The sequence below is a fragment of the Streptomyces sp. NPDC058964 genome (assembly GCF_042741275.1).
GTDB lineage: Bacteria > Actinomycetota > Actinomycetes > Streptomycetales > Streptomycetaceae > Streptomyces.
Genome location: NZ_JBHYKH010000165.1, coordinates 1 through 11705, shown reverse-complemented (window position 1 = coordinate 11705; position 11705 = coordinate 1). Strand labels below are relative to the sequence as shown.

The 11705-nt window shown below is 71.6% G+C and carries 11 protein-coding genes and 1 pseudogene; 6 read left to right on the top strand and 6 right to left on the bottom strand.

Going from position 1 to position 11705, the window contains the following annotated elements; genetic code table 11:
* Positions 1 to 71 precede the first annotated feature (71 nt).
* The 5 genes from ACFW2E_RS21230 to ACFW2E_RS21210 form a co-directional block, all read right to left on the bottom strand.
* Positions 72 to 605, bottom strand: a complete 534-nt coding sequence (locus ACFW2E_RS21230) for a hypothetical protein (protein ID WP_384468619.1) — start codon at positions 603 to 605, stop codon at positions 72 to 74.
* Between the two features lie 60 nt (positions 606 to 665).
* Positions 666 to 1997 (bottom strand): histidine-type phosphatase, encoded by a 1332-nt coding sequence (locus ACFW2E_RS21225; RefSeq protein WP_384468617.1) that lies wholly within the window; start codon positions 1995 to 1997, stop codon positions 666 to 668.
* A gap of 38 nt (positions 1998 to 2035) precedes the next feature.
* Entirely contained in the window at positions 2036 to 2887 is an 852-nt protein-coding gene (locus ACFW2E_RS21220; protein ID WP_384468615.1) for an isoprenyl transferase, read from the bottom strand.
* Between the two features lie 22 nt (positions 2888 to 2909).
* Positions 2910 to 3659, bottom strand: coding sequence for a DNA repair protein RecO (gene recO / locus ACFW2E_RS21215; RefSeq protein ID WP_384468613.1), 750 nt, complete (start codon positions 3657 to 3659; stop codon positions 2910 to 2912).
* A 150-nt stretch (positions 3660 to 3809) separates the two neighbouring features.
* Positions 3810 to 4025, bottom strand: coding sequence for a hypothetical protein (locus ACFW2E_RS21210; RefSeq protein ID WP_384468628.1), 216 nt, complete (start codon positions 4023 to 4025; stop codon positions 3810 to 3812).
* Between the two features lie 483 nt (positions 4026 to 4508).
* Between ACFW2E_RS21210 and ACFW2E_RS21205 the strand changes: the two genes are divergently transcribed.
* Together ACFW2E_RS21205 and ACFW2E_RS21200 are read left to right on the top strand one after the other, a co-directional pair.
* Positions 4509 to 5057, top strand: a complete 549-nt coding sequence (locus tag ACFW2E_RS21205) for a SigE family RNA polymerase sigma factor (RefSeq protein WP_384468611.1) — start codon at positions 4509 to 4511, stop codon at positions 5055 to 5057.
* The gene (locus ACFW2E_RS21200; RefSeq protein WP_384468609.1) at positions 5054 to 5983 is read left to right on the top strand and encodes a hypothetical protein; all 930 of its coding nucleotides are present in this window, start codon (positions 5054 to 5056) and stop codon (positions 5981 to 5983) included. Before ACFW2E_RS21205 ends, ACFW2E_RS21200 begins: the two co-directional genes overlap by 4 nt.
* Positions 5984 to 6135: 152 nt before the next feature.
* On the opposite strand, the pseudogene ACFW2E_RS21195 reads toward ACFW2E_RS21200, so the two are convergent.
* Positions 6136 to 6715 (bottom strand): annotated as a pseudogene (locus ACFW2E_RS21195) (FadR/GntR family transcriptional regulator); the annotation flags it as partial.
* Between the two features lie 213 nt (positions 6716 to 6928).
* Here ACFW2E_RS21195 and ACFW2E_RS21190 point away from each other — a divergent pair.
* The 4 genes from ACFW2E_RS21190 to ACFW2E_RS21175 form a co-directional block, all read left to right on the top strand.
* Positions 6929 to 8563 carry an ABC transporter substrate-binding protein gene (locus ACFW2E_RS21190; RefSeq protein ID WP_384468607.1) on the top strand — a complete coding sequence of 545 codons (1635 nt, stop codon included), beginning with the start codon at positions 6929 to 6931 and terminating at the stop codon, positions 8561 to 8563.
* Positions 8564 to 8584: 21 nt separating this feature from the next.
* On the top strand, positions 8585 to 9544 hold the full coding sequence (locus tag ACFW2E_RS21185; RefSeq protein ID WP_384468605.1) for an ABC transporter permease: 960 nt from the start codon (positions 8585 to 8587) through the stop codon (positions 9542 to 9544).
* Positions 9544 to 11523 (top strand): dipeptide/oligopeptide/nickel ABC transporter permease/ATP-binding protein, encoded by a 1980-nt coding sequence (locus tag ACFW2E_RS21180; RefSeq protein WP_384468603.1) that lies wholly within the window; start codon positions 9544 to 9546, stop codon positions 11521 to 11523. The genes ACFW2E_RS21185 and ACFW2E_RS21180 overlap by 1 nt, the downstream gene beginning before the upstream one ends.
* Positions 11520 to 11705, top strand: a 186-nt coding sequence (locus tag ACFW2E_RS21175) for an ATP-binding cassette domain-containing protein (protein ID WP_384468601.1), incomplete at its 3' end; no start/stop codon positions are given. The genes ACFW2E_RS21180 and ACFW2E_RS21175, both read left to right, overlap by 4 nt.

Genomic DNA, 11705 nt, shown 5'->3' with positions numbered 1-11705 from the left:
GCGGGGCGGTCGTGAGGGCCGGCCCCGGGGGCGGACGGCCCCCGGACCCCGGCGTCGGACCCCGGCGTCGGCTACACCTTCGGCAGATTGGCGGCGATCAGATCGCGCAGCCGGTCGATGTCCGCGGGATCCGCCGCACCCCTCTTGACCAGCACATTGGCGCAGCGGCCTGCGCGGTCCGGGCTGCGGAGCACGAACACGCCGTCGTTCTCGGCGTAACTGCCGTAGTTGCGCCAGGTCGTGCGCACCTCCGCCTGGGCGCCGACCGCGCGCACACCCTCCTCGTCCACGGTCACCCGCAGCGGCCCCTGGTGGGCGTTCGCCCTGAGCAGCCGGCGGGCGGCCAGGTGCGGCCAGAAGTACAGCAGCACCGCGTACAGCGGGACGAGGAACGAGGAGATCTTCGGCTCGCCCTGGGCCACGTCCAGCACGATCATCGCCACGCCCAGCAGACCGAGCGTGACGACGAAGGGCGGCCGGTAGACGAAGCCGGACTTCCGCTTGCCCAGGATGAGCCGGACGGCCGCCACGAGGTCGCCGTGTTGCTGCTCGTACTCCAGCACGACTCCCGTTCTCCGCTGTTCCGCAGCCTGTTCCTCGATCACGGCCCCTCCCCGGTCGTACGACGACGAGCCGTGATCGTATCCGTTCGCTCCGACGCGCCCTCAGGCGCGGCCGAAGCAGCGCTCCAGTTCGTCGAGGTCGTAGAACTCGCTGCCCTCGGCGATGGGGCGGCAGCCTTCCTTGAAGGCGGTCTCCTTCTCGTTGTAGAGCATGCGCACCAGGTAGCGGTCGCCCTTGTGGAAGACGTCCCACTGGATGTTCGCGCCCAGCGGTGCCACCGACGCGCCCCGCCAGGGGTTGTCGGCGTAGGTGTACGGCCGCTCGGCCGTGACCGGCTCCGTGCTGCCCGGCAGGCCCATCAGCGCGGCCAGCGGGATGATCTCCTCGGCGTGCGTGAAGCGCAGTTCGGCGCCGAGGTCGCTGGTGCCGTCGCGCTTGGCCTCCACCTGGTCGAAGAAGTCGTCGAGCAGGACGCCGGCCATCTTGTAGGTGATGTCGCTTCCGGCGAAGCCGGGGCCCTTCTCGTAGAAGTCCTCGGTGTCGCTCAGGTACCCGAACCAGGCCGCGTCCGAACGGGAGATGTACCGGTCCATGCCCCAGCCCCTGCCGTCGGGGTCGGGACTCTCCCCGCTCATCGCCGGAGCGATGGCGTACAGGTTGTACACGGCCTGGGCGGCGCCGGTCTGGTCGGCGATCTGCCCGACGAAGGCGTCCCTGAAGATCCTCCGCAGGACCGAGCGGGCGGCCTCGTGCGTGCGGGGCTGGTCGGTGATGGTCTTCAGCGTGCTCGCCAGCCGCTGGTCGCCCGCGATGTAGTCGCGGTAGGCCGCGCCGCCGGCCGCCTTGTGGAAGTAGAGCAGGTCCTTGTCGGTGCGGGCCGGTCCGATGAGCGGCTTCAGGGCCGGGTCGGTGTCGGCGAGCGCGCCGGCGAACAGGTTGCCGCTGTCGACGGCCCGCCCCTGTCCTGAGCTGACGACGTCGATCTTCTCGCCCCGCTCGGCGATCGTCGCGAAGAGTCCGGGCAGCCGCCGCTCCATGCGGACGGCCGTGTCCTGGATCTCCTGCTTGCCGCGCCCGCTGAGTTTGCCGTACCCGACCTCGGCCATGGCGTCGAGGAGGGCCCGGACGGCCGGGCCGAACTTCTCGCCCTTCCGCGTGAGTTGCCCCTCGGCCTCGGCCTTGTCCCACAGCGCGAGGATCAGATCGCCGTCCTCGCCGCCGGTGGCGGCGCGGGAGCCGTGCCGCGAGACGTTCTCCGTGAAGACGGGGGTGAATCCGGCCGGGGGCCGCTGGTAGGTGCGCGGGTTCTGCCCGGGGGCGTAGGGCGCCTTGGTGCCGTAGCTGTCCCGGTGCGCGGGCTGGTCCGCGGCCTGCGCGGGCGCGGCCGCGACCAGCAGGGAGCACAGGGCGAGGGCGGGGGTGAGACGTCTCATGACGCGAATCGTCGATCACCCCCATGAACCCCCGGTGGCTACGAGGTTGCCTCGTTCCCCTTCATGTCCGCCTCCATGGCGAGCAGTTCCTCGTTGGGGACGGCACCGCCGAAGCGCCGGTCGCGGGAGGCGAACTCGATGCAGGCCCGCCACAGGTCGCGCCGGTCGAAGTCGGGCCACAGCACGTCCTGGAAGACCATCTCGGCGTAGGCGCTCTGCCAGAGCAGGTAGTTGGAGGTGCGCTGCTCGCCGCTCGGGCGCAGGAACAGGTCCACGTCCGGCATGTCCGGGTAGTACAGGTACTTCGCGAGCGTCTTCTCGTTCACCTTCGACGGGTCGAGCCGCCCCGCCCGCACGTCCTCCGCCAGCGCCTGCGCCGCGTCGGCGATCTCGGCCCGGCCGCCGTAGTTCATGCAGAAGTACAGCGTGAGCAGGTCGTTGCCCTTGGTCTGCTCCTGGGCGACCTGGAGCTCCTTGGCGACCGACTTCCACAGCCTGGGCATGCGGCCCACCCAGCGCACCCGGATGCCCAGCTCGTCGAGCCGGTCGCGGGTCTTGCGGATGAAGTCGCGGTTGAAGTTCATCAGGAAGCGCACCTCGTCGGGCGAGCGCTTCCAGTTCTCGGTGGAGAAGGCGTACAGGGAGATGTTGCGGACGCCGATCTCGATGGAGCCCTGCAGGACGTCGAGGACGCGCTCGGCGCCCACCTTGTGGCCCTCGGTGCGGGGCAGGCCGCGCTCCTTGGCCCAGCGGCCGTTCCCGTCCATGACGATCGCCACGTGGTTCGGGACGAGCTCGCCGGGGAGCTTCGGCGCGCGGGCGCCGGACGGGTGCGGTTCCGGCGCCCTGTACTCGCGGCGCTGGCGTCCCAGGATCCCGCGTACCACCATGTGTTTCTCGTCTCCTCTGCGCTTACGACTTTTCCACGTACCGGAGTGAGCGCAGTCCGCGCTCCAGATGCCAGTGCAGGTAGGCGGACACCAGCCCGCTCCCCTCCCGGACGTACCGCGGCTCGCACGCGTCCGCGGTCTCCCAGTCTCCCGTAAGCAGAGCGCCGAGGTGGACGAGGGTCTGCGGCGAGGGTACGACACTGCCGGGCACCCGGCAGTCGACGCAGACGCTGCCGCCGGAGGCAACCGAGAAGAAGCGGTTCGGACCGGGCATTCCGCACTTCGCGCAGTCGCCGAAGCTGGGCGCGTAGCCGTTGACGGCGAGGGAGCGCAGCAGGAAGGCGTCGAGGACGAGATGCGGTGCGTGTTCCCCGCGGGCGAGGGTGCGCAGCGCGCCCACCAGCAGCAGGTACTGCTGCACGGCCGGCTCGCCCTCGTGGTCGGTGAACCGCTCGGCGGTCTCCAGCATGGCCGTCCCGGCGGTGTACCGGGCGTAGTCGGTGACGATCCCGCCGCCGTACGGAGCGATGGTCTCGCTCTGGGTGCACAGGGGCAGCCCGCGGCCGACCAGCTCGCTGCCCCGGGCGAAGAACTGCACGTCGACGTGGGAGAAGGGTTCGAGCCGGGCCCCGAACTTCGACTTGGTCCGCCGCACGCCCCGGGCCACGGCCCGCACGCGGCCGTGACCGCGGGTGAGCAGCGTGATGATGCGGTCGGCTTCGCCGAGCTTCTGGGTCCGCAGGACGACGCCGTCATCCCTGAAGAGACTCATCGCGCACCCCCACGGGTCCGGGGGGAGCGCGGCGCGATCCGGTCCGCCTCACCCGGTTTCGGGGTGCGCGGCACCGTGCCGTCGTCGCGGAACAGGGTCATGACCCCATTCTGCCCGCACGGCCGGACGGTCAGGGCCGCGGCCGGACCTTCAGGACACCTCGCCCCGGCTGCGCGCGTCGGCGTGGTCCGTGGCCGCGCTCAGCCGCTCGGCCGGGGTGGCCCGGCGGACGGCCTCCGGCCGGACGTCCCACTCCCGCCCGCCGCCGTACGGCCTCAACTGAACGTACGGCCCCTCGTGGCCCATCACGATGCCTGGTCTTCCGGTGCTGGTGTCGACGGCGTGGCAGCCGAGCGGGAGCTTCATCACGTTCACGTTCACCTCGGTCCCCTCCTGCCACGACTTTCACGCTTCGCCTCCCTCCAGTGGCTCTGTGTGACTAGACTCCGCGCCCCGGGAAGTACGCCCTCGGCGTGCCCCCGCCATCCGCCGGAACGCGGCCGCGAAAGAGCCGGCCGACGCGTATCCGACCCGCCGGGCCACGGCCTCCAGGGGCAGCCCCTCCGCCGGGTGCGGCATGGCACAGGGCGTACGCGGCCTTTTCGCGTACCCACCGCCGAACACCAGGACCGCGTCCTCGCCGAGGCCTTCCGCGTGCTGCGCCCCGGCGGCACCTCGCCGGCGGTGACAGCCGGCCCGGCCTCCGGTTCCGGCTGCTCCAGGTCGGCTCCGGTGCCGCGGTCGACGTCCACCCGGACGGCAGCCCTCCGCGCTGTGCGACCGCCGCCTCTGAGACCCGGGCAACCGAATCCGCGGGACCGGTGGTCTGGGAGGCGAGGAGGTGAACCGATGCAGGCCGAACAAGAGGCCCAGTTCCAGGAATTCGTCAGAGCACGGTGGTCCCATCTGGTGCGGACCGCCTATCTGCTCACCGGTGACCGGCATCATGCCGAGGACCTGACGCAGACCGCTCTGGCGAAGGCCTACCGGTCGTGGCGGCGCGTCTCGCGGAGTGACCACCCGGAGGCGTACGTCCGGCGGATGCTGGTCAGCTGCAACAGCGACCGGTTCCGCAAGCGCCGGGTCGCGGAGTCGCTGACCGCGGTGCCACCGGAGTACGCCGGTCCCGACGACGCCGTGTCACGGGCCGACGAGCGCGGCACGCTGATGGCCGCGCTCGCCGGACTGCCGCCCAGGCAGCGGGCGGTGGTCGTACTGCGCTACTGGGAGGACCTGTCCGAGGCCGAGGCGGCCGAGGTGCTCGGCTGCTCCCCGGGCACGGTCAAGAGCCAGGCGTCCAAGGGCCTGGCGAAGTTGCGGACGTTTCCGGGACTGGCCCGGACGCAGGAGAGTTCCGCCCGTGACCGGGCGGCGGCCGGGCAGGGAGGCGGCAGATGAGTGAGGAGCGGCTGGGTGAGGGAAAGTTGGACTTCGAAGCCCAGGTCAGGGAACTGATGACCGAGGACGCGTACACGATCCGGCCCTCGCCGGTGCCCTACCCCGAGATCCGGCGGCGGGGCGTGGTCGAGCGCCGGCGGAGGGCGGCGGTGGCCGGAGCCGCGCTGGTGACGCTGGCCGCGGTGCCGGCGGGCGCGTACGCGGTGGGCGGGCACGGAGGCGCCCCGTCTCCCGCCGCGCCCGCGTCGTCGGCCGAGGCCTCGCGGAGCCCGAGGCCGACGGGGCCCGCGCGTCCTGCCACCGCGGGCCAGCTGGTGGACGGGATCACCTTCGAGCAGGCCGCGGACGGACTGACGAAGTGCATCGGCCTCAGCCGGGCGAACGAGCCTCGGGACAAGAGGGGCAACCACGCACCGACCCACACCGAGCTCGGGGATCCGGCCGACTACCGGATCATCCTGGCGATGCCCGGCACCGGTGACTCGAACACGCCCGGCGACGGCATGTACGTCGTCGCGGCGACGGAGAAGCCGGAGCGGATCCGGCTCATCTGCACCGTCCGGGACGGCAAGGCCACGGGTGTCAACATCAGCACCGGCTTCGGCATCAGCCCCGACAACACCGACCCGGTCGGCGCCGACGACAACGGCGGCAAGCTCTACCAGCAGTCCGTCCTGGACAAGGGTCACTGGAAGCTGCCCTTCCGCTGGGGGGTCATCGGCAACGTGCGGTCGTCGGTGGCCAGGGTGACCGTGTCGTACGGCGGCAGGAGCGGCGAGGCCGCCCTGGACCACGGCTGGTTCGTGGCCACCGGCACCCTGCACCGGCAGGTCACCCGGGCCCCGCACATCAAGGGGTACGACGCCGGCGGCAGGCTGGTCTACGACTCCGACCACGACAGGGAGTACATGAAGACGCTGCCCTAGGGGCCTCAGCCCACCCCGCGCGACTCCTGCCCCGCCCGCGCCTCGATCCCACGGAAGTGGACCGCCATCGCGGGCCCGCGGCCCCCCGGCGGCGGGGGGCGGCGCCCGGGGGGGCGGGGTGTGGGGGGGGGGGGGGGGGGGGAGGGGGAGGGGGGGGGGGGGGTCGTCGGTCCAGCCGCGGGCGCCCGCGACCCGCCGGAACACCGTCCAGAAGGCGCCGAGGAGCTCCGGCACGAGCTCGTTGCCGAGCGAGGCGTAGAGCAGCTCGTGGAACTCGCGGTCGAGTTCGGGAAAGGGCCGCCCGGCGCGGTCGGCCGCCTCCATCCGGGTCACCACCGACTCCAGGCGGTCCAGTTCCGGCTCGGTCGCCGTCGCCGCGACCCGCCGGATCAGCTCCACCTCCAGCACCTCCCGGACCTGGAGGACCTCGGCCAGCGCGCCCGCGTCGTCACCCTGCCGGGCCAGCGCACGGAAGGTCAGGCCGTCGGCCAGCGGGGTGAGGGAGGCCTGGCCCACATAGGTGCCGTAGCCGTGCCGGATCTCCACGATGTCGAGGGCCTGCAGCGCCTTGAGGGCCTCGCGCACGGAGTTGCGGCTGACGCCGAGGTCCTCCATCAGCTCCGTCTCGGTGGGCAGGGACATCCCGGGCGCGAGCCCGCGGTCGAGGATCAGCCGCACGACCGCACGCCGTACCCGGCTGTTCCTGGATTCCCCGGCGGTCATGCGCCGCATCGTACGCGCACCGGACGTCCCACGTCCCATCTCCGGGATCGACCTGCACCAACTCCCGCCATTTCACAGTGCCATTGGCGCGACCTCTGACGGCTACGCCATTCGTGTGCGCCCCCTTGACCACCCCCACGGGCCCTCCTATGGTCACGCTGACCGACAGGACGTAGGACGTCGTATCTCCTCATCCACCAGACCCTCTTCGCTGGAGGAACCGTGCGTGACGACGTGACCCACGACGTGCCGGCGCTGCACCGCCGGTCGTTCCTGAAGTACACCGGCGCGCTGGGCGCGGCCACCGCCCTCTCTTCCTCGCTGGCCGCGTGCTCCTCCGGCCCGGAGTCCACGAACGACGCCGGCGGCGGGGGCGGCGGCAAGGACCGCACCCTCACGGCGGTGATCGGCTACGGGAACGACGGCAGCTGGGACCCGACCCAGACGGCGTCCGCGTTCGCCATGGCCGGCAACAACCACATCTACGAGGGCCTGCTCGACACCGACCCGATCTCGCGGGAGCCGTACGCGGCGCTGGCGACCCGCGTGCCGGCCGGCCTCGACGCCACCACCTGGCGGTTCACCCTGCGGGCGGGCGCGCAGTTCCACGACGGCAAGCCGGTCACCGCCGACGACGTCGTCTTCGTCTTCGACCGCATCCTCGACCCGAAGACACAGACCCTCGCCAAGGGGTTCTTCGCGAGCTGGCTGAAGGAAGTGCGCAAGGTCGACGCCCGGACCGTGGAGCTGGTGCTGAAGTTCCCCTTCCCGGAAGGGGTCTCCCGGCTCACCCTCGCCAAGATCATGCCCAGGCACGTCTACTCGCGGCCGGGCGCCTGGGACGACGCGGTCAAGGGCAAGGCGATCGGTTCGGGGCCCTACCGGCAGACCGCGCACCACCCGAAGTCCAACACCGCCTTCGAGGCGTTCGCCGGCTACAACGGCCCGCGCAGGCCCGCCTTCAAGAGGATGAACTGGCTGACCATCGTGGACGCCGCGCCCCGCGTGGCGAAGATCTCCGGGGCCGGCGCCGGAGCGCAGATCGCCGACAACATCCCGTACGCCAACATCCCGCGACTGGAGAGCGGCGGGATGTCGGTCGCGGGCGGGGCCGGCATGAACAACCTGTTCCTGATGTTCAACACCGAGCACAAGCCCCTCGACGACGTGCGGGTCCGCCAGGCGCTGCACTACGCCATCGACACGGGGAAGATGGTCGAGGTCGCGCTCAAGGGGCACGGAAAGCCGTCCTCGTCCTTCCTGAACGAGGGCAACCCCTCCTACCGGCGCGCGAAGACCGTCTACGACTACGACCCCGACAAGGCGAAGGCGCTGCTGAAGGCGGCGGGGGTGAAGAACCTGAAGATCGACATCCTCGCGGTGAACGTCAGCTGGATCGTCGACTGCCTGCCGACCATCAAGGCGTCCTGGGACGCGATCGGGGTCGAGACGACCCTCTCCCCGCAGGAGACCACGGCCGTCTTCACCAAGATGGACCAGAAACAGGACTACCAGGTCGTCGCCGCCGCCTCGAACCCCAACCAGTTCGGCCTCGACGCCGACCTGATCATGCACTACAACTACGGCCCCCAGAACCTCTGGATGGGCTACGCCCGCTGGGCCGACAACGCGGTCGCCGAGCAGCTCTTCAAGGACATGGACCGGGCCACCCGGGAGCCGGACCCCGCAAAGAAGAAGGCGATGATCCAGGACTACCTCGACGTCGTCGCCGAGCAGGCCGTGCTCTACCCGGTCGTGCACAACGAGCTGATGACCGCATGGGACCCGAGGAAGCTCACCGGCATAAGGGCGCAGCCGTACCCCGGTATCAACCTGCTCCAGGCCAAGTGGGTCTGACCGAACGGGAGTTGACTTCGAGTGGTCGCCGTCGTCCGCATCCTCCTCCGCCGTGTGGCCCTGCTCGTGCCGCTGATGCTGGGCGTCGTGCTGTTCGTGTTCCTGGTGATGCGGTTCTCGGACGTCGACCCGGCGTCCGCGTTCTTCCAGGGCGCGAACCCGACCCCGCGGCAGCTGCACGACTTCCGGGAGCGCAACGGGCTGCTCGATCCGCTCCCGGTGCGCTACGCGCACTTCGTCGGCGGCCTGCTCCACGGTGACATGGGCACCAGCGCCCTGACCCGGGCGCCGGTCCTCGACCAGGTCACCACGGCGCTGCCGCTCACCCTCCAGCTCACTTTCCTGGGGCTCGGCATCGCGGTGGTGCTGGCGCTGGCCGGCGGGGTCACGGCGGCGGTCTACCGGGACCGGCTGCCCGACCAGATCATCCGGGTCGTGTCCCTGACCGGGGTGGCCGCGCCCGGCTTCTGGCTGGCGCTGCTGATGATCCAGTACCTGGCGGTGGACCAGGGCTGGTTCCCGACCGGCGGCTACATCAACCCGGCCGACTCCTTCACCGGCTGGCTGAGGACGATGACCCTGCCCGCGTTCGCGCTCTCCCTGCCGGTGGCCGCACAACTGACCCGGATCGTGCGGACGTCCGTGGTGGAGGAGCTGGACAAGGACTACGTACGGACCGCGATCGGCGGCGGGCTGCCGCCACGGGTGGTGGTGGGGCGCAACGTGCTGCGCAACGCCCTCGTCAATCCGCTGACCGTGCTCGGCCTGCGCGTCGGCTATCTGCTGGGCGGCGCGGTGGTCATCGAGACGATCTTCTCGCTGCCCGGTATGGGGAAGCTGATGATCGACGCGGTCCAGAACGGCGACCCGGCGGTCGTCCAGGGTGTCGTGCTGACCACGGCGACCGGATTCGTCGTCGTCAACCTCGCCATCGACATCCTCCATCTCCTGGTCAACCCGCGACTGAGGGACGCGACCTGATGCTCACGCGCCAAGACCTCACCCGGGCCCTGTCCCGGCCCGGCATCCGGCTGCGTGGCCCGCGCAGGCTGCCCCCGCTGTCGAAGGCCGCCCTCTGCTTCCTGGCGGTCGTCGCGCTGACGGCCCTGCTCGCGCCCCTCCTCGCCCCCGACGACCCGCTCGACCAGCAGCCGCCGGTCGGCGGCACCGGACACCCGTCCGCCGGCCACTGGATGGGCCAGGACAGCCTCGGCCGGGACATCCTCAGCCGGCTGATGTACGGCGCCCGCTGGTCCCTCGCCATCGGCCTGGGCGCGACGGCGCTCGCGCTCGTCGTGGGCGCGGTCGTCGGGGCGGTGGCCGCCACCTCCCGCAAGGGCGTCGACGAGACGCTGATGCGCTGCCTGGACGTGGTGATGGCGTTCCCCGGCATCGCCCTGGCCGCCGTGCTCGTCGCCGTCTTCGGCGGTGGCATCACAGTGCTGATCTGCGCGATCGCGTTCCTGTTCACACCGCCGGTGGCCCGGGTGGTGCGGGCCAACGTGCTCGACCAGTACGGCGAGGACTACGTCACCGCGGAACGCGTGATCGGCGCCCGCACCCCGCACATCGTGCTGCGGCACGTGGCCGTCAACTGCGCCGCGCCCGTCCTGGTGTTCTGCACGGTCCAGGTCGCCGAGGCCATCGTCTTCGAGGCGTCGCTGTCCTTCGTCGGCGCGGGCGTCCGGCCGCCGGACCCGTCGTGGGGCAGCGTCATCGCGGACGGCAAGAACATGGTGCTCACCGGCGGCTGGTGGGCGACCGTCTTCCCCGGGCTGCTGATGCTGGTGACCGTCCTGTCCCTGAACATCCTGTCCGAGGGCGTCTCGGACGCGTGGGCGGACCCGGCGGCCCGGGACGTGGAGGTACGGGAGGACCACGACCGGCTGGAGACACCGGAGCCGGGGAGCAGCGAGGTGACGCCGCTGCCCGGCCTGGCCGAGGCCGCCCGGCGCCTGCGCTCCCGGGCCCGGCCGCAGCCCGGTCACGGCGGACAGCCGGTGCTCGCGGTGGAGAACCTCGCCATCGGCTTCGACGGGCGCCACCAGGGCGTGGACATCGTCGACGGCATCAGCTTCGAGGTGCGGCCCGGTGAGGTGCTGGGCCTGGTGGGCGAGTCGGGCTGCGGCAAGTCACTGACCGCGCTCGCCGTCATGGGGCTGCAGCCCAAGGGCGCCCGGGTCGGGGGCCGGGTGCGCTTCGGCCGGCGGGACCTGCTCGCCGAGCCGATGCGGGTACGGCGCAAGCTGCTCGGCCACGAGATGGCGATGGTCTACCAGGACGCCCTGTCGTCCCTGAACCCGGCGATGACCATCCGCGCCCAGCTGAAGCAGCTCGTACGGCGCGGCGGCCGGCGGACGCCCGGACAGCTGCTCGCCCTGGTCGGCCTCGATCCCGTCCGCACCCTGCGCAGCTATCCGCACGAACTCTCCGGCGGCCAGCGCCAGCGCGTCCTGATCGCCATGGCCCTGTCCCGGGACCCGAAGCTGATCGTCGCCGACGAGCCGACGACCGCGCTGGATGTCACCGTGCAGGCGCAGATCATGCAGCTGCTCCTGCGTCTGCGGGAGGAGCTGGGCTTCGCGCTGATCCTGGTCTCGCACGATCTGGCGCTGGTCGCCGACGTCACCGACCGGGTGGTGGTGATGTACGGCGGCCGGATCGTGGAGACGGGCGTGACCGCGGACCTGGTGGCGGCGCCGGCCCATCACTACACGCGGGGGCTGCTCGGCAGCGTGCTGTCCCTCGAGTCGGCGGCCGAGCGGATGACCCAGATCAGGGGTGTCGTCCCGTCCCCGGCCGCCTTCGCGGCCGGCTGCCGGTTCGCGGACCGCTGCCCCTCGGCGAGCGGGGTGTGCCGTACGACCGTCCCCGGCCCGGTCGGTACGCGCACCCACACGGCGGCCTGCCACCACCCGGCGGTGGACCTGGTGACCACGGAGAGCGAGGCCGTCAAGTGAACGCGGTGGTGGAGCTGTCGGACGCCCATGTCGTCCACCGGGCCCGCAGCGGCGGCCTGTTCACCCGGGACCGGGTGTACGCGCTGACCGGCGCCGACCTCACCGTCGCGCCCGGCGAGACGGTCGGAGTGGTCGGCGAGTCCGGCTGCGGCAAGTCGACACTGGCGAAGGTGCTGGTGCTG

Coding starts and splice junctions, on each gene's coding strand:
- ACFW2E_RS21180 (WP_384468603.1), top strand. CDS start 9,544: ATGCTCACGCGCCAAGACCTCACCCGGGCCCTGTCCCGGCCCGGCATC.
- ACFW2E_RS21205 (WP_384468611.1), top strand. CDS start 4,509: ATGCAGGCCGAACAAGAGGCCCAGTTCCAGGAATTCGTCAGAGCACGG.
- ACFW2E_RS21220 (WP_384468615.1), bottom strand. CDS start 2,887: ATGGTGGTACGCGGGATCCTGGGACGCCAGCGCCGCGAGTACAGGGCG.
- ACFW2E_RS21210 (WP_384468628.1), bottom strand. CDS start 4,025: ATGAAGCTCCCGCTCGGCTGCCACGCCGTCGACACCAGCACCGGAAGA.
- ACFW2E_RS21225 (WP_384468617.1), bottom strand. CDS start 1,997: ATGAGACGTCTCACCCCCGCCCTCGCCCTGTGCTCCCTGCTGGTCGCG.
- recO (WP_384468613.1), bottom strand. CDS start 3,659: ATGAGTCTCTTCAGGGATGACGGCGTCGTCCTGCGGACCCAGAAGCTC.
- ACFW2E_RS21200 (WP_384468609.1), top strand. CDS start 5,054: ATGAGTGAGGAGCGGCTGGGTGAGGGAAAGTTGGACTTCGAAGCCCAG.